The following is a 19,634-nucleotide window of genomic DNA, read 5'->3' as shown; positions in this document are numbered from 1 at the left end:
CAAATTATGCTGCTCCCCGTTGCCCAAAGCAGTGTATCAATCTTTTTTAATGTTTAAAACACCAGTTGATTTTAACCTCAATTTTTGTGTTACCAGACACCGCACATATAGCCTTGAATAGTTCAGGAATCATCATTTCGCTTGTTACATGGCTGTTAGAAATTTTTGATGATTCAAGAAGCTCGTTTCCTGTGTTACATTCCGTTCTGAAGAAAAGTTTCCCACGACTGGTGCTTTTGGTAAATATCATCTTACTCACCTCCTATCGTATATAACCCATCCTATGTTCAAACACATAGTTTAATTACTTCGTGTGTTTTAAAAGATTGAATGTAAAATTTATCTGTTCATATATTTATGTTACACTCTAAGCGGTTACTACTAAATCAGACTCTAATTGTCGCTACTAAGCGCGGATTGAAAAGTGTGGTTTAATGATTGGAGGCTCGCCTTTGGCGAGTTTTCTCTCTTTAACGAGTCATACATTCTAAAAAACCAGGCTCTCTCACTCTCCATTGCCCTCCAGATGCATACCGAACTTTTTCGAGTATGCCGTATCCCTTAATGCAAAGGCTTGTCCGTTTAGCAATGAAATAATCTCATCATTTTGGCTAAGTATCTTCATTTCATGCTCGTACACATTCACGGTATATTGCTGTGCTTGGCGCAATAGATCGCTAAGCTCGCCCGGGCCTAATTGACCGTTCAGGTCTGTAATTAGTTCGCGGCCTATCTCATCATAAGGAACGATAACTGGTGTTGCTTTCAACGTGATGACTTCAAAATACTTCTCAACTGTTGCAATAGCAGACTTGTTAACTAGTTCAGGTAAATGACCATGTTTCTGTTTATATCCGTCGATGTTGTATGAATTACGGTTCATCAGATCGAACAGATTTTGCTCCAATTTCGGCACTGGATAATGCACTTTTTCCCCAATGCCATGATAGTAATACTTGAAATAACAAGTCATCGCCTCTGCCGATAACAAACTACCGCCCAACGCTTCTGGGTCATCTCCGAACTCTCTCAACACCCGTTCCGTCATCTCTGCACCAAGCTTAATTTCCCGCAAATGCTTCAAATTTTCATCAGCCGACCGAATAATATATACATCCCGCAGTGGCACTTCCCGGTGGCGGTTGCACCTCCCCGCTGCCTGCGCTATGGAGTCCAGTCCGGCGAGCGAGCGTATCACACACTGAAAGCTGATATCCACCCCCGCCTCAATGAGTTGTGTACTGACGCAAATAACGCGATCTCCATCTTCCAGTCCGATAATAAGCCCAGAGAGCATCTCTTTCCGATGAGCCGCACACATGTTGGTACTCAGATGCACAAGTCGAATGTTCTCCGTCTCCACCCATTCGGATTCATTCAACTCGCGATACAATTTACGCACAGCCGACTTTGTGTTCAAGATGACCAGCACGCTGTCCACTTTGTTCATCTGTTCTTGTACAAAAGCAGCCAGCTCCTCTGCCACCCACCCCGCCGGGGCTTGAGAAGTCAAATCATGAATGTCCACCCGCCTGAAGGCATCACCCACATTACGTAGATCACTTACGATCTCCGCATCATTTGACAGTCGTAGCTTCTGTGGCACCTCATGTAACGCAGGCTGGGTAGCAGTGCATAGCAGTAGACTGGACTTACCGAAAATACGCAGAAAATTCAGCGCTTCATTAAAGAGGGAAATACAATACACAGGCACTGACTGTACTTCGTCAAAGACTATGACTGCGTTGGATAGCTGATGTAATCTGCGCACATTGCGAGTTCCCTTGGCATAAAACGTATTCAAAAACTGTACCATCGTTGTGAAAATAATCGGGCGATCCCAATGATCCCGCGCCAGCTTCAATTGTTTGCGTTTCATATCATAACGTTCGCCATCTTCATCGTCTTGTCGTTCATCATCCTGGTTATCTACCACATTGGAATGGTGTTCCAGAATCATACCTTCCTCATCATCGTCCCCCAGCAAAATACGGCGGATCTCCGCAGCATTTTGTTCGATTATGGTGGTGTACGGTACAACGTAAATAATGCGTTGCTTGCCGTGTTCCAGCGCGTGTCTTAGCGCATAACGCATACTCGCAAGCGTCTTGCCTCCACCTGTGGGAATAGACAAGGAGTAAATGCCTGACTCACGAAATGCAAACTGTTCGCATTGATTGGACATCTCCTGACGCAACGCCTGAATCGGATTAGTTGAGTCTGCATTCAAGCTTATCTTATGAAGATGATTCATAAGTGCATCGTAACTCTTTTGAAAAAAAGGCTCGTAATCTGGCACCTCAGCTGGAGACTCGTCGTCTTCAAACTCACGGGTGTTACTACGGTCTGCATCGATCAGACAACTAAATATGTATTTCGTCATGAGTGACGCCGTGATCAGCGGCAATCCATGATGTTTAGCTTTACGATAAAAATTCTTCCATTCTTCGACGGCTTGAGCAAATAAATGGTCAAGTTCTTCCGTTGTTACATGCTGATGAAATTGTTGCTTAGCTTGCTCATAATGAGGCAGAGCATTATCCTGGACACGTTTCAAATAAGGAGATTCCCGATCCGGTGATACATAATCCCGCAGTCCCTGATGGTGTGAGATGATGCAATTCGCCAGCCATTCTGCTGTCATCCGGCTTGGTACCTTCTGGTCAGGTCCACCATACCGTTGATGCAACAGTCTTCCCCCTGCTGTCGAATGATCCACCGATCCCCTACGAGGGGCCTGATCCGATTGGGCAACAGCAAGCTGGATATAGTTTTTGAATTCATCGGTAAACTTGCCCATATCATGTAGTAATCCTGCCAACGCTGCCAGATGTTCCACGTCCATTTTGGCCCCCGCTCGTCCACTGCCTCTGCTTACCTCCAGCAAATGCTCGACCACCGTCTGAATTGCCCAGTCCTTGACTCGTATATGCGCAATGTAGGTCACAAGTGTCCCCCTCATTTGATTTGAAACAACACAATCTTACTTCGGTATTCAGGAGATTCGACTTGTATCTTACATTTCGACAAGAAGATTCGGTTTCCTTTACATGAAATTGTAAAATTTTGTAGCAGGTTAGGTGAAAACAAAAAAATTGGTTTCCTAAATCATTAAAGGCATCTAAGATTCTATAACCGGGCAGTTAGGAACACACGTAGGAAAAGGATATACTCCGCAATTCCAGGGACAATTTCGAGAAAAAGCCTCCCGTGTCGGATTATATACCTTGCTTAAATCTCTCAATTTAAACAGAGTGCTAAACAAACATGCCGTAGCTTTTATGTGTGATCCTTGATTTATTTCAATCTACGCTCTCATATAGAGTGCGACCCTAAAGATGTACAAAGATTTCAAGCACTTATGGTAATTTCAATCCACGCACTCATATAGAGTGCGACCGTTGCCGCGTCCGAAGTCCTTAACGTCATGGAGCGATTTCAATCCACGCACTCATATAGAGTGCGACCGGATGCTGACAAAGCGAAGAAGGCTGGCGCAAGTATTTCAATCCACGCACTCATATAGAGTGCGACGTAATAACCGGTCCCATGACTGTGATCCGTTTGTTATTTCAATCCACGCACTCATATAGAGTGCGACTTCTTAATTATCAAAGGATTGGGTGGTTAGGATATTTCAATCCACGCACTCATATAGAGTGCGACTCCATGAAATGCTGGCTCAAGTTGCGGCGAAAATATTTCAATCCACGCACTCATATAGAGTGCGACATAGAAAGCAACTTTGTTATACTTCCGCACATAGATTTCAATCCACGCACTCATATAGAGTGCGACCTCCTCGATCTGCAAATGCTGCAGGTTTGTCCAATTTCAATCCACGCACTCATATAGAGTGCGACTGCAACATGATCTACAAGAAATTATCGATCTTTTATTTCAATCCACGCACTCATATAGAGTGCGACCTGCTGCGCTGGAAGCGGCGGGGATGGACCAAAACGATTTCAATCCACGCACTCATATAGAGTGCGACGGATTGCAGTGCTCACAGATAGCAACCCATTTGGAATTTCAATCCACGCACTCATATAAAGTGCGACAGCAGAAAATAACGTATAATCGTTTAAAAAAAGATGTTTTTAACGTTATTCTATCGTTTAGTAAAGATGATAAATTCATCTTAATACAAATAATCCAGTTAATTCAAGAATGATGTTGCCAAAAGGGGACAATAATAGCTTAATCGACAATTTTCGAGGTGCGAATCTCCTAGAGATTTTATGTGAGCTTAACATTCGCACCAGTAAAGCAGCGCTTTTCAACGGTCTAATCTTTGTTACTTAAAAATATTATTTTGATAATATCAACATCTAAAGAACCAAAAAATCCCCATTGTATTTGATCTTATACTATATGCTGCTATGACCATCGCATCATATTTTTATTAAAAACGATCAAGTTTCAAATTCATATCAACACGTTCTGGAGTCCACAATAAGACATCCGTGAGAAATGTCAAAGCATCCATGCCACACAATCTATCCATGATTGACTCTATCAGTTCTTTGACATTTCCTTGGGGGTGCTCAGCGAGAATTATTCCTCCGGTATCTCCATTAATATATAAGTGATCTACGTGAGTAACTTTGTGTACATGCCGTAGCCATAGCTTACCTTCGTCAAGGAAAAAAATATAACTTTCATTCCAGACATAGCCTTGGTAAATATAAAAATCCTGAACGTCATCAAAAGGACCGATCACTACAGAAGCTAATTCAATACGATCTGACATACTTAGGAACACCTCTTTTTCATTAGATCGCTATCAAAATCTCATATTTCTGTAACATAATAGATTAGTATAATTATATTTTTGTTTTGTACCGCTTTAGCCTCAGCAAGTCTAACAATTTTCTAATATATCTACTTGAATCAAAAATCATTTTTCATGCATAGTAATCCTTCGTTCTGAGATTTCGCCCCCACATACAAAGATAAGTATATTCTTTTAATGAACTAAAAGTTCGATTTATTATACATATAGTATAACAAGTTAGATTTTTATTCAATACTAATTTATACAAAAAGTACGACTTCTTGTATTTATAGTCCATATTCAATAAAATAAATGTATATACACACTTTTTTCTTGGAGGTTAATGATGGCATTAAAACCTAGCTATAAACCAATGGAGATTACTCTAATTAAAAAGGACAAGACTAAAACTTACCTGCGTACTCAACTAGGTATTTCACCTTCTACTCTAGCTAAAATGTCTAATGGAGAGTTTGTTGCGTTAAGTGTGATTGCACGTATTTGCGAAGAACTACAATGTCGTATTGAAGAAGTTGTTGAATTTATAGAGGAGTAAATTTAAGTGGATATCTCAAACTTATTGCGATGCAAGAGACTATACATTTTAGTGGATTTGAAACAGCGAATTTACTTTATATAGGTAAACTTGTCTGCATTTCACATTAATCTACGATATTCCAACTAACGACCGATACTCCTTTCCAATAAGAAAATTTGATGTTCATGCAACACGGGTTCCGATAATTACTTTTTGAAAAAAGGTAATCATATTATTCTGATTTAGCACTTATATCATCAACTTTTGAATAAAAGTGCCTATCTTAAGTCTATTAAGGTTCAATCTCCTCTAATATCATCCCCACAATCGAACGTTCAGTAATCGAAAAAGACAAGCTCGTATCTATTCACTTCGCACTCTATAGATGGCCCATCTATACTGTGTACCAGAATTTTTGAACCCACTAATTTTTTTAAGGAATATAATTGGAATTCTAAACCTACAACGCTGCATATAAGAACGGTAACACGTTCCAGTATATTAATTCCCTTTTTTTATTTATCTTCCTCCTGATCTTCGCACTCCATTCGGAGTGCGACTTATATAAAGACAAATCAGTGGCTTATAAACACTTATTTCAATCCACACACTCCATAACAGAGTGCGACTTTGATGGTTTGGCTTTCCGAACAAAGGACGAAATTTCAATCTACTCACTCCATACAGAGTGCGACTTAGTCCCTTTTTGGGCTTTCGTGGTAGTCTAAAAATTTCAATCCACGCGCTCCATACAGAGTGCGACTCCGTATGTCTCAAACGATTTAGCAGATCGCATAATTTCAATCCACGCACTCCATACAGAGTGCGACGTTACATCCCGCAAAAACCCCAACAAGCATCACATTTCAATCCACGCACTCCATACAGAGTGCGACTGCTTTCCAGATCCACGGATGTATTCCTTGAACTATTTCAATCCACGCACTCCATACAGAGTGCGACGTTGAACAAGGCAACAAATGCACCGACAGCAAGCAATTTCAATCCACGCACTCCATACAGAGTGCGACAAACAACGTACCCAGCTCCTGCGGCTTAGCGATACATTTCAATCCACGCACTCCATACAGAGTGCGACCAGGTGAGTAATGGGTCAAACCCACTCTTATAAAAATTTCAATCCACGCACTCCATACAGAGTGCGACGTTTATCCTCAACGATAAGTCCCGCGCTTGATCGTATTTCAATCCACGCACTCCATACAGAGTGCGACTTCATCGTCTTTTGGTGATTTTGTTTTCTTGCTGAATTTCAATCCACGCACTCCATACAGAGTGCGACAATCTCATTAAATCCGCCGTCATCGTCAAAGGGGATTTCAATCCACGCACTCCATACAGAGTGCGACGACGAGTCTTCTTCGGATTCACCCCAAGTGACAATATTTCAATCCACGCACTCCATACAGAGTGCGACTGACCTGAACCGGATCATCGTCAAAAGCAAAGGCATTTCAATCCACGCACTCCATACAGAGTGCGACAGCGAAAAAAACACGTACTAATGCTATTTCCAAACATATCATTACGTTTTTTTGATATTTCCAATTGATCATAACTACATTTTAGTATTCAAAACCCAATATATTCAAGAACACCAATGCCAAAAGGTCACAAAAACGACGATTTCGACAAATTCTGAGGTGCGAATCTCCCGTGAATTTCATGTGAGCTTGGCATTCGCACCAACATACACGCAAATACAAACTTTTCAAAAGTCTACCAGACATATAGCATAAATCCCGAAAACTCCGCCCTCGTCAAAAAAAGGACACCTTTTTGCCACTGTAAGGTTTCACTCCTGACATTTATCTGTAAACCACATCCATTTGGCCACATCCAAATGTAGAATTTCTCCCGATATGCAGAATGCGAGCAGCGTTTAACCATGGCGTGAAAGGAGAAATATCGCCTTCAAAAGTTACCGCCCCCAGCATTCCGCTCCAATCTATGGATTCATTTTTACGATTAGAGTAACGATTCATCTGGCTCAAATACATGGCAGAGGACAGGGTACGGACATTGCCAGCTAGCTCACATACTACCGTCGCTACATCCGGATTGATTTCTCCACCATAACGCTCGGTTAATGCTTGAATTCTTCTTGTAATACTTCTAATAATCGTAGCAAAATCGATCTCCTGAACTAACGCTCCACCGCGTCGGATTCGAAGGGGTGTCAACATATGGACAGAACACCATGAAGCTTGATCTGATAGTCCACAGGCAGAAATGTTCTCAGGGTTAGCTGCCATCATATCCAACTGACCATCTTGCCAAATTGGCCGATATCGTTCTCCATGTAAAATGTCCACCAGTTCAAATACTTTTCTTTCCACTCCGATCCCGAAACGCTGTGCTTGAGTTAACGCTGTTACTACGTCTTTCGCATAACGTATCGAATTCCCCAACAGTACTAGCTTGAAACACAGTTCATCTCCTGAACGATATATCGACTGAGACCTGGGCGGTTCTATAATATACGGATTGACAATATCTTGCCCGGCACCACCCAAACGTCGATTCTCAAACAGGTACGAATAAACTTCAGAATGTTGCAACAACGCCCATCCTGTAACACCATGAAGCGTAGAGCCAAGATAAGCAGGCAGCCGGGCAGTTTCATGGCATTTTAATCGTATGAGCAACGGCAAATACAACAGTGAAAAAGGGGATTCTTTTCTATTCATAAGGTTATCTGCTCCAATGTTAATTTGAACAACATGTGAAACGCTGAAACAAACATATTTCTTAGGTGCTACAAAAAATTTATAACTCTGAAACATATATAATTGAAAATTTCAATTCACACACTCCAAATGAAGTGCGACAGAGTATACAGCTTACTTTGAAGCCAATTACAACCGATTTCAATCCACGCACCCCATACGGAGTGCGACGCAACGTACTATGATGTCTATCAAGATGAAACAAAATTTCAATCCACACACTCCATACGGAGTGCGACATATGTAGATGAGCAAATGGATGACAATGTTGATAATTTCAATCCACGCACTCCATACGGAGTGCGACGAGCGTGAGCTGTTCCTCAAAGCTACCAAGGCGCAATTTCAATCCACGCACTCCATACGGAGTGCGACGACCTTAGCGACTTCTAATGCTTTTGAATTCGAGATTTCAATCCACGCACTCCATACGGAGTGCGACGATGTCAAAAGCGTAAATGAGTGTCCAATAAAAAAATTTCAATCCACGCACTCCATACGGAGTGCGACACGCTGACGCTGCCTGCGGAGTATCCAGAGAGAGGATTTCAATCCACGCACTCCATACGGAGTGCGACGACCTTAGCGACTTCTAATGCTTTTGAATTCGAGATTTCAATCCACGCACTCCATACGGAGTGCGACATATAGCAAAAGCCTGATTGAGTCTATTTTTAAGGATTTCAATCCACGCACTCCATACGGAGTGCGACGCTTTATCGTTTGCCAGTGAGGGACAGGCTATGGATTTCAATCCACGCACTCCATACGGAGTGCGACAAATGTACTGCATGCGAATGTCTAAGTGCATGTGGTATTTCAATCCACGCACTCCATACGGAGTGCGACCACGGCCCTGAGATACTACTGGACGGCTTACAAGCATTTCAATCCACGCACTCCATACGGAGTGCGACCAGCGACAAAATCATGCGGCTGCTTAAGCTGAATATTTCAATCCACGCACTCCATACGGAGTGCGACAGCGAAAAACGACGTAACACGACGTAGTCTACTTACGCATTTCAGGTATTTCAACACATAATACTTACATTTTAATATAATTAACCTCATTATTCCAAGAAAATCATTGCCAAAAGGTCACAACAATAACACTTTCGACAATTTTCGAGGTGCGAATCCCCCGGGAAAAATCATGTGAGCTTGGCATTCGCACTCAAGTTTCAGCTGAAACTATAATATCTTGGATTATCTTGCATCTGTCAGCCTGCTTTTTAGACATTTTTTTTGCAGATAACCCCCAAGACGCTCTCTCCATCCAATACTGTCTTAACAGATTAGCACCCTCTACATTTTTGGTTCCCACAACCGTACGATAGATATCTGTTTTGCTCATATTCATATCTTCGTCTGAGGGAGTCAGCCGCCCGATCTTCAATATCAATTGTTCTTCCGGCGTCAGACCCTCCATTTCGCGATCAAACGCATCGTCCTCCTGTATAGGCGTACCATATACTTCTTGGAGCTTCGTAAATCGTCCATATCCCGATGACGTTTTCCCGCCTGCTCCCAACTCTCGAAAAGCAGCCGATACCCATGATTCGAGCATTGTCATCAATTGTGTCGCCGTGATAGACAATTTAACTAGCAAATCCGCGAGTTTGTGCTTATGCAAAGTTAACATCAACTTGGCTGAAGCGACTTTAACAGCATAGAACGTGTTGGGTACAGGTGACAGTGTGTCATTAGGAGAATTTTTACCGGAATAATACTCGCTAAAGTGCGGAGTCAAGATATCCACCTTGATCTCCAGGCCTTCATGGAACAAAATATCATAGAACTGAAGCATTCCCTGCTGGTCTCCCGTGCCGAATAATGCCCGTCCAAGCACAGCTTTCGGGGTCTGAGCATTTTTCAAATTTTCCACCTCGCCCTCAAATAGAGCATCTACAAACCAGCGACGCACGACACCTTTAACACTGGAAGCAGGAAGGCAAGGAACACCATACACCGGATGAATCGTCAAACTGTTGTCGGTAACATGTGAACCTCCAAGACCATGTACCATAAGGGAGGAGCCTTTCATTTGAAACACCCTAAGATACTGATACGACTCCATAGTGTTCAATGCACACTCCCTACGCTTTTCGGCAGCTTGAGCCAATCTGATTATCTCGGATAGCGAGTTGTTTTTGAAACCACTTTTCTTTTTACCAAATTTTAATACACCCTTCTCCTCGCTAACATCCTGCTGATAATGAAGGAGATACCATAGATGATCTGCTTTGGAATGATTACGGCAGATCTTGGCTGTATCCTTAGGATGATAGATGTCCGGTTTGTTCTCGACTGCACGGCTCATAAGCGTTCTCTCTCATCAGATGAACCGGATTTATGGTCATCCAATTCAGCATGCATGCCTGTAGCGAACTTGCGCATCCAGTTCAGCAGAGACATGACTTCGGCCGTCACTCTCCGATAGGGTTCACTGTTCAGTTCAACCAGAGCGTCCATGAACTCCTTTTTGTGGTCCAAAGGAAGCTCCGACTTGCTTATAATCCAGTCACTAATGGATTTGTAGATCAGACCATACTGAGCCTCTTTATTTTTTTTGGAATAATAAAAAGCCATCGCCTGACCCAAACCGTTCACCTGTATCATGCTGGGAAGACGCTTGAGATAAGAAGAATAAAGTTTGACTTTCGTACTGTCTTTGTCTAATTGATCGACCGCCTTCTTCACTTCCTGGAACGCAAAGCTGGCTCGCCCGCCTTCAATCTGCTGCATTAACTGCATCTGATTGCTCATCTCAGCTTCCCTCCTTAAGGCGGATGTTACGCATAATTCCCTTACCAATAGTATAGGAACCGCCTAGCTGAAAAACTTCCGGGAACTTGTCCCTAATGATATAGTTCTCCACATCATCTGCCGTTTTTAACGTGCTATGTATTGCAGCTTTATCACGATCCTTCGTTACTTTCACGTATTTCTGAGGCTCACGTGGGTTTCCAAACAAGATGGCGCTGTAAAACACAGTTTCTGGCGGGATATTTTCCTCATACCATAACCCCCCATCGACTTGACCATTGTCCTCCACTCGAATTCGTGCGTTCACTTCTGTAGACATCTCCACAAAATCAGCAAACTCATCGTCTGATAGAATGACCAACCGCTCCTCAACACCAATCGACTCTCCATCCTGACTAAGCAGTCTATCCAGCTTAAAAGCCAGTTTCTTCGCTTCTTCCGTGGCATCGACTTCAAACGTATACTCCTCAAGAACGATCTGCGATTTATTGCCCTTCTTAGACGAATCTGCATCCACCAAAAGCGCTTTGCCAGACACACTACCGGGCACTCCAGTTGGAAGCAGCCATTGACTGATATCCTCGCTACGTGCAGCGTTCAACATGTTCATTTCGCGATTGAAGCGTTTCAGCACATACGGACAAGTGATCCAAGCGAACGTGCCCCGCATCGACCTTACTGGAAACAGTAGAATACGTGCATCCAAAAATGAAACCGCACTGGCCTGTGATTCATTCGTCTCATCTTCTCGCGGCGCAGAACCAAACACAGCGGAGAAATCAGCCACCTCCTGCGGATCATTACCTACGCCTTCAGCTACATAGCGCCGCCATGAGCCTTTTAGAGTTGAACTCTCGATTTTCGGGTAAGCCGTGTGCTTCTCACGTTGAATGGGAAGATCGACAATGCCAATTTCACTTCCACTACCGGCATGTACCGAAGTAACGGCATATAACAAAAAAGGTTGGTATTTGGTAAACAAGTGAACGCCTCCTATATCGTATGACTTCTTTCAAACCAGTTACTGGGTACCTGCAATCACAGCAAAACCAAATCCTTCATGATCCCGTCCCTCCGTCTCACCCGCAAACAGCGTGAAACCACTAGCGGCCTGGAGCAGAGCAGGAATATCCGGTTGACGCACCTTCACATAAAACACGGTTCCTGCTGGGAGCATCATCGTTCGCGGCTTTGGCCGATTGGCAACGATATCCCACCCTCCATATAATTCCGGACGTCCAGTTACCCAGGTCACCAACTGCACCTGTACGCCGTTAACCAGTTCCCACATCCAGTCCGCAGGTACATCGCGGTCTGTCAGCGGACAATCCTCAGGGAGTACCAGCGGAGTTAACAAAATGATTCTGGCAATTGATGTTTCATAAAGTGATTGTTCCAATTGTTGCATTTGATTAGAAGACCAGAGGCTCCATTCCATCTCTGTTTGCTGCAAATACCATGGCCTGTTCTCTGCTCCCAGACTCACCAAAGGCACCTCCGAAAAGTCGGGACCGTCATCGGATACAAGAGACACCAGTTCACAATCCTGTCTCATCGTCAGCATCTTCATTTGAAAAAAATGTGAATCTTCGGCTTTGCTCGTGGCAGCGTCAATTTTAATGCCTGTTTTCATATAATCGTCCACGATCTGTGATAAGGAAATGATATCCTGCATCTGCTTATGATGAAATACAGCCTGTTGCCATTGTCCAAGCGTAACAAAGTGACCGCTATGGTCTACATCCTTTCCTGCCCTTCCAGCTTGGTCGCCTCGGGTCAGCGTGTATCCGGCACTGACATTAGAGAGTGAGTTGTTCTCTTTAAGGGTCAAAGCATCAGCAACCAGCATGGACTGACCGTCCTCCAATGTTGTACGCATGATCCGATAATCCATCGGAACAGGCAGAAGCAACTCGTTATTTTGCCTAATTAGAACGGCCTGTTGCCTAAAAGTCCCCATCCTAGTTGGCGTTCCCATCCATGCCTTGATCTGTGAGTCGCTTCCTTTACGAAATTGCTCAAACGTACTGAATCGGTGTATATACGCAGACCTGAGCGCACCATACACCGTATTCGGGCGGGGAGGAAACAGACCTGACCATTGCGACGGCAGCCCCATCTCGGACATCATATGACCTTTGAAGAAAAAAGAATCAGCCGGCGTTAATGTCAATAGTCGCACTTGATTTCTCCTTTCTATTGAAGAAAGCCATTATTTTTAACAAGTCGATGAAGCCTTTCAACCTTAACTGGCGATGCAATAAGGGAACATGAATTAAGTTCTGCCGCAACTCCTGTCTCAAAGACTTGTCATACACGGAACGGTCAATAAGTCGGAAGCATTCCAGAAGAACCATCTCTTCCAAATATTCCGGTTCGATATCCGTTTTGGAACCCACGAGAGCCTGAAAGGTGGAAGCAAATTCATAGATAAATGAAGTCGAGATGACATGACTGAGAAGCTCCACCACATGAGTCAGTTCCTTAGTCAGCATAATGCCTTCCGTTTCCCAGGGAAGTACAGCAGGGCCCAGGTATTCTCCGGAACGTGGCAGCACAGACAGGGCAAACGCATTTTTGACAGGATCACCAAACTTGGATGAGGTATACGATTTCGCAGCCTTTTCCAGTTCTCTGGCCTCATTCAACATCTGTTGAAGTGGTGTTCTCTTATGACCAATGGCTATTCCAGTTGAAGCAGTGGCGCCCTTCAATCCACTCTCGGCTTCACCAAAAGCAACCCGCAAGCTGTAAGCGGCAGATAGCACCTCTTCAACTGGAAAAAGTGCAAGTACATCGTCCCCTCCGGCATAGAGCAATACGCCCCGATGTTCCTGTACGATGGCAGGAACCGACTGGCTGGCGAACCGACTCAGCTGCTGACTTGTATTCCTGACCTCATCCTCAAGACCATTAAAAAATTGCCCCATATTATCGCCATCCATGAGAAGTACCGCATAGTATCCATCCTCATCCGTGCCAATGTTAACGACGGATTCATACTTGGCAAACAAATGAGGATCACAATCGAATTCCTGCCTGAAAAAATCCCGAGCCACTCGACGCACCAGGCTTATCGCACACAGAAATTCATTGTCCCGTATACGTGCTTTATCTTTGTTTTCCAGATCTCTCGGCTTATACTTCACATTACGCTTGCCCCAAGTAGCTTGCAGCTTCTTCTTCATATCTCCGTAACGATCTGTGGACACAGGGGTTTCATAACACAGCGCATCCATCCGTTGGTACACCGTACAGGCAATCCCCTGCTCAGGCACATAATGCATTGATCGTTGCCCCTTGAGTTCATGAAATAGCTGCTCCGTCTCCTGGCGATTCAAATCCCCTTCCAGGTCACAACGATGAGCAATCCAGTTCACCTCCAGGAATCGCTCAACCTGTTCTGCGGCCTGAACTTTCAATCGTTCTACACGTCTCTGGCCTTCCGCAGTATGGTCATCAAACACCTCTTGCACAGCCCAGTCAGAGATTCTTACCAGTTCATTGCGCACCTTTGTTTCCAGCTGTCTCATCAGCTGATCGGCACTCTCTTCCGAAGCCTCCAGCATAAAGGTAATTCGATTCGGATAATTGGCTACGGCCAACGATCGCCCATCAGGTTGATCCGATTCGTCTGGACTATAATGAGGATAAATAATCTGATAGGTCATCTGACGCTCATTACAAATATGCCTGATTGATGCAAGACTCTGTCGGATTAAATACGAGAGCAGATAACTGCCACCCCACAAATCTTCCAACTTACGCGAAGCGGAAATAAAGGATTGCACGGGCCCGATCGCGAAAATGGCATAATAACGATCAATCTTGTCCAACAATGTTCACCCCCATGTGCTTTAGAAACTGGTTTCTTTGTACCACATAGCTCTTTTCTCGTGAAGTCTCCTTTGATTGCAACTCGGAAATAACAGGATAGTATTGATCCCCGATTCGTCGAACCGTACCCCAGAGCGGAGAAGCCCAACGCTTTCCTGCTTTCCCCGATTTTATGCTTCCAAGTCCAGGATCGCCCCTTCTCTCATGGGATGCCAATCCGAATTTCTCCAATACCGTTATGTATTCCCTCTCTCCCTCTCCAATCCAAACCGCTGATAGTGTTGGTCGCTCCAACTGGAGTGCATCCGTCAAGATAATTTGTTGACCTCCACATTTGATTTCGGCTTGACGATCCAGCTTTAGAAGGACAGATTTCAAATGTTCAGCATAATCAGCAGTTGTCCTGAAATGGTGTTCTGTCCATTGAATTGCCCCAAAACCCCTTCTCGATCTCTGCCCCATACTAGCGATCATAAAGACAAGTTCCAGCATGTGATGGTAGTCGTCTTCCGAATTCTTCGAACTTGTTTTTCTAATTTCTGATCGCAGATTCACTTGTTGTCCTGGGTTTAAAGCTTGTTTTTTATTCCCATTTTTCTTTTGTAATTTTCGATGAGGAAGTAACTCGCTATGATGTACGTTTAATTTCTGGGACTCCCAAGAAAAACGAACAGGAGATTTCCCCCCGCTTCCCTCATCTGTTCCGCCAAAATAAGATTGTTCTTCCTTCAGCAACTCTTTCCGAGTTTGCTCCATTCGGATCGCTCGCCACCAATAATGCAGAACTCCGCGAAGGCTGGAGATCCGAAATTCGGATTCCGATGATGATCGTTGATCGCCTCTCTGACCCGCTCCATGGACAACCATTGGCGTAAGGATTTCAAACCGATAATCTCGCTTGGCTATCGCGCTCGGCTTCATAAGTTCATCAAGGAGTGCTTTGTCCATGCTCACGTCTCCTCTTTACATTTTTTCATGATTATGGTTTCTGGATATCTTGATTTTCATTTAACTTATTAAATGCTTTTGCATATGCAAAATGAGGGAATAGCATCGGGTTGTTCATCAACATCAGTAACTGATTCAATTGTAGATTTAAGGTCAGCAAGGGGTTTCCCTGGATCACCAAATCCTCAAGTGTATTCGTTATTGTTGATGTTATAGACTTAGCATCTGGATTAACTGCAGCAACTGAAATTACTTCTAATCCGGAATCGTTAAGTTCCTTGACTCCCGATTCTTTTACATAACCGAGCAGAGGGAGTGGATCTTTCACGAAATCCTTCAATTGGTCTACATCCTTGTGCTCATTCAAACGTTTTCCCCACCAGCCCAATGTTTTGTCCTCATGTTTAACCAATAACTGAAACAGTTTATTCTGGGCAACCACATTGACCTGTTCCTGCACAATAAAATCAAAATGGTCACCCAGCCTCTCTTTCAAAGCCTCTATGGTGACGTCTTTTGTAGACTCTTTAATGCTGACAAGGACTTTGATTGGTCGTGTCTTAGATTGCGTTATGTTGGTAACCCCTATGGAGTAACCCGTTGCCATTCTGGCGATTCCGGTATTTTTGGCATTAAGATCATCAATACTCTTGGCCCATTCTATTAGCTGCTCTTCAGGTAAACTTGTACTCTTACACTCAATGACCATGGATACAGCCTCGATCGGAATAAGCTTCAAGCTGTGATACTGAAATATATAAGGCGTATATTGTTCATCAATTACAGCAATATCAACTTCATTCGATATCCCACCATCAGAATCAATAATCATAGCGCCATGTACGAAGGAAAATTTAAGTGGAATCATGCTGCGGAACAATTTCCTCCACATTTCCTCTCGATAGCTTCCCGTCAATCCAGGATGAGCAGTCGCCAACTCTATTTCCTTGACCATCATAGCGTTGAGATCATTATAATTGTCGGCAATAAGTTTAAGCGGATTGTTGTTCACATTATTGTCTCCTTGTCATTTCATCGATTGGGTCGAAACCAAAACAAATCCACATGACTAAATTCGGCAATAATTTACATAATCCTGCATCTTATTTTTTTACTAACACAAAAAAGCCTGCAATGTATCGCAGACTGTTCAGAACAAACTCCATTTTAAATAAATGGAAAAAGAAATGTCACACTCCATACGGCGTGCGACTATGGCCTGGAGAATACACAGCGTACCTCGAAGCATTTCAATCCACGCTTTCCGTATAGAGCTCAACCCAGTGTACAACATCCTTAAGATACATCCTAAGTTATTTCAATCCACACACTTCGTATTGAGTGCGACTTGTTACCTCACATGATAATACAATCATACAGCGATTTCAATCCACGCACTCCATACGGAGTGCGACTTGGCTGTACTGGACTTATAACATAGGAGGGATAATTTCAATCCACGCACTCTATACGGAGTGCGACTACATGCAATCACTTGAAGCTCGAATTCAAAAGATATTTCAATCCACGCACTCTATACGGAGTGCGACAAGCGGAGCGAAGACACACGACGGATTTTGCGAGATTTCAATCCACGCACTCTATACGGAGTGCGACGTGACCATATTGGAAAAAGCATCGGTCACTCCAATTTCAATCCACGCACTCTATACGGAGTGCGACGGTACGGAAGACTTCCCTTACGTATTTGATCCAGAATTTCAATCCACGCACTCTATACGGAGTGCGACTTCTAACTTGCCAATGACCGCGTTTAACGGAGAATTTCAATCCACGCACTCTATACGGAGTGCGACATGGGTGCGATGAATGAGACGGAGATTGTACGCGAGATTTCAATCCACGCACTCTATACGGAGTGCGACTAGATGCAATTTATAATAATGTGTATATTTCTGATATTTCAATCCACGCACTCTATACGGAGTGCGACTAGATGCAATTTATAATAATGTGTATATTTCTGATATTTCAATCCACGCACTCTATACGGAGTGCGACATTTTTATATGACCTCAATGCATTGGTGGAATTGATTTCAATCCACGCACTCTATACGGAGTGCGACTTTCAAGACGGACATGGAGGCGGTTATATGAGTAATTTCAATCCACGCACTCTATACGGAGTGCGACGGCTTTCTTTATTTGGATTCAATTTCTTCACCAGGATTTCAATCCACGCACTCTATACGGAGTGCGACGTCATGATCAAGGAATTCCTTGTCCCGTCCCTAAAATTTCAATCCACGCACTCTATACGGAGTGCGACAGCGAAAAAAGAACGTAATGATACTATTTTCAATAATATCATTACGTTCTTTCACTATTCCTTGCTAATCATACAACCATTTTAATATATAAAACTCAATATATTCAAGCATCTGTTGCCAAAAGGTCACAATATGGCGTTTTCGACAAATAGTGAGGTGCGAATCTCCCGGGGGTTTCATGGGAGCTTGGCATTCGCACCTGCCCATACTCCTGTTCAGTCCTCTACCTTTCCACCTCTACCCGCTGCAAAAACGTGCGTGTGCGCTCCAGCTTGGCATTGCCGAAGATCTGCTCCGGAGGACCAGCCTCGGCGATTTCTCCGTTATCCATGAAGAAGACGCGATCGGCGACATCGCGGGCAAAGCTCATCTCATGGGTGACGATCATCATCGTCATGTTCTCCTGGGCCAGCTGCTTGATGACACGCAGCACTTCTCCGGTCAGCTCGGGATCGAGTGCCGAGGTCGGCTCGTCGAACAGGAGAATGTCGGGCTGCATCATCAGCGCGCGAGCAATCGCTACGCGCTGTTTCTGTCCACCGGACAGGTTGGCGGGATACGCATCAGCCTTGTCGGACAGCCCTACTTTACCGAGCAATTCCAGACTGCGCTGCCGGATGATCGCCGAGCTTTCTTTTTTCAACGCCTTCGGTGCCAGTTCCAGATTCGCCTGTACCGTCAGATGCGGAAACAGGTTGAAATGCTGAAAGACCATGCCCATGCGATCCGTAATCTTCCGAATATTCGCGGCACCTGCATACGATCCGTTCTCAGCCAGCGCCTGGCCTTGAATGCGAATAGTGCCACCTGAAATATCCTCCAGATGAATGAGGCTGCGCAGCATTGTACTTTTACCCGAACCGGAAGGCCCGATTACGGCAATGACTTCACCAGGCTCCACGTGGAACGATACCTGCTTCAGCACATCAAGTGTACCGAATGATTTTCTTAACTGATTCACTTCTATAATATGTGTCATATGCAGACAGTCCTTTAATTGATGAGATTGGATAACTTCATAAACTTCTGTTCCGTGTGCGTTTACTCAAATGTATAACGTTTCTCCAGTGCCTTGAAGAACAAGGTAAGTACCATGGTCATTAGCAAATACATAATAGCTGCTATAACAAATGGCATCAATTTAAAATCCCGGTTTACTGCGGCCTGTGCGTAATGCAGCAGCTCAGGTACAGCAACAGCGTACAACAATGCTGTATCTTTAATAAGGCTTATGGATTCATTTGCAGTAGCAGGTAATGCTACCCGAAACATCTGCGGGATGATGACTTTCGTCATCGTCTGCCATTTGCTTAGACCCAGTACCTGTGCAGCTTCATGTTGTCCTTTATCAATCGAGAGCAATCCACCTCTGAAAATCTCAGCAAAATAGGCACCATAATTCAGAATAAAAGCCAGTGCTGCAGCCGTGAAGCGGTCAAATACAAGATATTCTCCTACGCCTGGAAGGAGCGGCAGACCGAAGCAGAAGAACAACAGCTGAAGCATCAGCGGCGTCCCCCGCATCACATATACGTACGTATGAGCAATCCATGCCAGTGGCTTGAATCGGCGGCTTTTCATCAATAAGGTTACTCCAAATCCAAGTGGTACAGATACTATAATTGCCAGCAAAAATAAAAAGATCGTAGTCTGTGCCCCTTCAAGCATGGGCTTCATGACGCCCAATAAATAATCCCAGCTCATCGCAATCGGCTCCTC

14 protein-coding genes and 4 CRISPR repeat arrays are annotated in these 19,634 nt (G+C 44.0%); of the genes, 1 reads left to right on the top strand and 13 read right to left on the bottom strand.

Annotated features, from left to right (window positions below):
* Positions 1 to 46: 46 nt before the first annotated feature.
* The 3 genes from MHB49_RS06170 to MHB49_RS06160 form a co-directional block, all read right to left on the bottom strand.
* Positions 47 to 250, bottom strand: coding sequence for a hypothetical protein (locus MHB49_RS06170; protein ID WP_405155456.1), 204 nt, complete (start codon positions 248 to 250; stop codon positions 47 to 49).
* A 255-nt stretch (positions 251 to 505) separates the two neighbouring features.
* Positions 506 to 2,947, bottom strand: coding sequence for a CRISPR-associated helicase Cas3' (gene cas3, locus MHB49_RS06165; protein WP_405155455.1), 2,442 nt, complete (start codon positions 2,945 to 2,947; stop codon positions 506 to 508).
* A gap of 352 nt (positions 2,948 to 3,299) precedes the next feature.
* A CRISPR array of direct repeats spans positions 3,300 to 4,064; the repeat unit is 32 nt; unit sequence ATTTCAATCCACGCACTCATATAGAGTGCGAC.
* Between the two features lie 344 nt (positions 4,065 to 4,408).
* Positions 4,409 to 4,756, bottom strand: a complete 348-nt coding sequence (locus tag MHB49_RS06160; RefSeq protein WP_405155454.1) for a hypothetical protein — start codon at positions 4,754 to 4,756, stop codon at positions 4,409 to 4,411.
* Between the two features lie 370 nt (positions 4,757 to 5,126).
* On the opposite strand from MHB49_RS06160, the gene MHB49_RS06155 reads away from it, so the two are divergent.
* Positions 5,127 to 5,336, top strand: a complete 210-nt coding sequence (locus MHB49_RS06155) for a helix-turn-helix transcriptional regulator (RefSeq protein ID WP_091036871.1) — start codon at positions 5,127 to 5,129, stop codon at positions 5,334 to 5,336.
* Between the two features lie 644 nt (positions 5,337 to 5,980).
* Positions 5,981 to 6,823: direct repeats of the CRISPR family, unit length 33 nt; unit sequence ATTTCAATCCACGCACTCCATACAGAGTGCGAC.
* A 324-nt stretch (positions 6,824 to 7,147) separates the two neighbouring features.
* Here the strand turns inward: MHB49_RS06155 and cas6 are convergent.
* The 10 genes from cas6 to MHB49_RS06105 form a co-directional block, all read right to left on the bottom strand.
* Positions 7,148 to 8,029, bottom strand: coding sequence for a CRISPR system precrRNA processing endoribonuclease RAMP protein Cas6 (gene cas6 / locus MHB49_RS06150; RefSeq protein ID WP_405155453.1), 882 nt, complete (start codon positions 8,027 to 8,029; stop codon positions 7,148 to 7,150).
* A 108-nt stretch (positions 8,030 to 8,137) separates the two neighbouring features.
* A CRISPR array of direct repeats spans positions 8,138 to 9,052; the repeat unit is 33 nt; unit sequence ATTTCAATCCACGCACTCCATACGGAGTGCGAC.
* A gap of 193 nt (positions 9,053 to 9,245) precedes the next feature.
* Entirely contained in the window at positions 9,246 to 10,391 is a 1,146-nt protein-coding gene (cmr6, locus tag MHB49_RS06145; protein WP_405155452.1) for a type III-B CRISPR module RAMP protein Cmr6, read from the bottom strand.
* A complete protein-coding gene (cmr5, locus tag MHB49_RS06140) occupies positions 10,388 to 10,837 on the bottom strand; it encodes a type III-B CRISPR module-associated protein Cmr5 (protein WP_405155451.1) in 450 nt (149 codons plus the stop codon). The genes cmr6 and cmr5 overlap by 4 nt, the downstream gene beginning before the upstream one ends.
* 1 nt (position 10,838) lies before the next feature.
* Positions 10,839 to 11,819, bottom strand: a complete 981-nt coding sequence (gene cmr4, locus MHB49_RS06135; RefSeq protein WP_405155450.1) for a type III-B CRISPR module RAMP protein Cmr4 — start codon at positions 11,817 to 11,819, stop codon at positions 10,839 to 10,841.
* A gap of 39 nt (positions 11,820 to 11,858) precedes the next feature.
* Positions 11,859 to 13,019 carry a type III-B CRISPR module-associated Cmr3 family protein gene (locus tag MHB49_RS06130; protein ID WP_405155449.1) on the bottom strand — a complete coding sequence of 387 codons (1,161 nt, stop codon included), beginning with the start codon at positions 13,017 to 13,019 and terminating at the stop codon, positions 11,859 to 11,861.
* Entirely contained in the window at positions 12,991 to 14,673 is a 1,683-nt protein-coding gene (cas10, locus tag MHB49_RS06125) for a type III-B CRISPR-associated protein Cas10/Cmr2 (protein ID WP_405155448.1), read from the bottom strand. The genes MHB49_RS06130 and cas10 overlap by 29 nt, the downstream gene beginning before the upstream one ends.
* Complete coding sequence (gene cmr1, locus MHB49_RS06120; RefSeq protein ID WP_405155447.1) at positions 14,660 to 15,622, bottom strand: type III-B CRISPR module RAMP protein Cmr1; 963 nt, start codon at positions 15,620 to 15,622, stop codon at positions 14,660 to 14,662. The genes cas10 and cmr1 overlap by 14 nt, the downstream gene beginning before the upstream one ends.
* A gap of 31 nt (positions 15,623 to 15,653) precedes the next feature.
* Positions 15,654 to 16,634, bottom strand: coding sequence for a DUF6602 domain-containing protein (locus MHB49_RS06115; protein WP_405155446.1), 981 nt, complete (start codon positions 16,632 to 16,634; stop codon positions 15,654 to 15,656).
* Positions 16,635 to 16,937: 303 nt separating this feature from the next.
* Positions 16,938 to 17,914: direct repeats of the CRISPR family, unit length 33 nt; unit sequence ATTTCAATCCACGCACTCTATACGGAGTGCGAC.
* 224 nt (positions 17,915 to 18,138) lie between these two features.
* Complete coding sequence (locus MHB49_RS06110; protein WP_405155445.1) at positions 18,139 to 18,894, bottom strand: amino acid ABC transporter ATP-binding protein; 756 nt, start codon at positions 18,892 to 18,894, stop codon at positions 18,139 to 18,141.
* Positions 18,895 to 18,956: 62 nt separating this feature from the next.
* Positions 18,957 to 19,619, bottom strand: a complete 663-nt coding sequence (locus tag MHB49_RS06105; protein ID WP_405155444.1) for an amino acid ABC transporter permease — start codon at positions 19,617 to 19,619, stop codon at positions 18,957 to 18,959.
* Positions 19,620 to 19,634 lie beyond the last annotated feature (15 nt).

The sequence above is a fragment of the Paenibacillus sp. FSL K6-0108 genome (genome assembly GCF_045040695.1).
Classification (GTDB): Bacteria; Bacillota; Bacilli; order Paenibacillales; family Paenibacillaceae; genus Paenibacillus; species Paenibacillus pabuli_B.
Note: the sequence above shows the minus strand (reverse complement) of the source record. Positions and strands in the feature narration are given on the sequence as shown.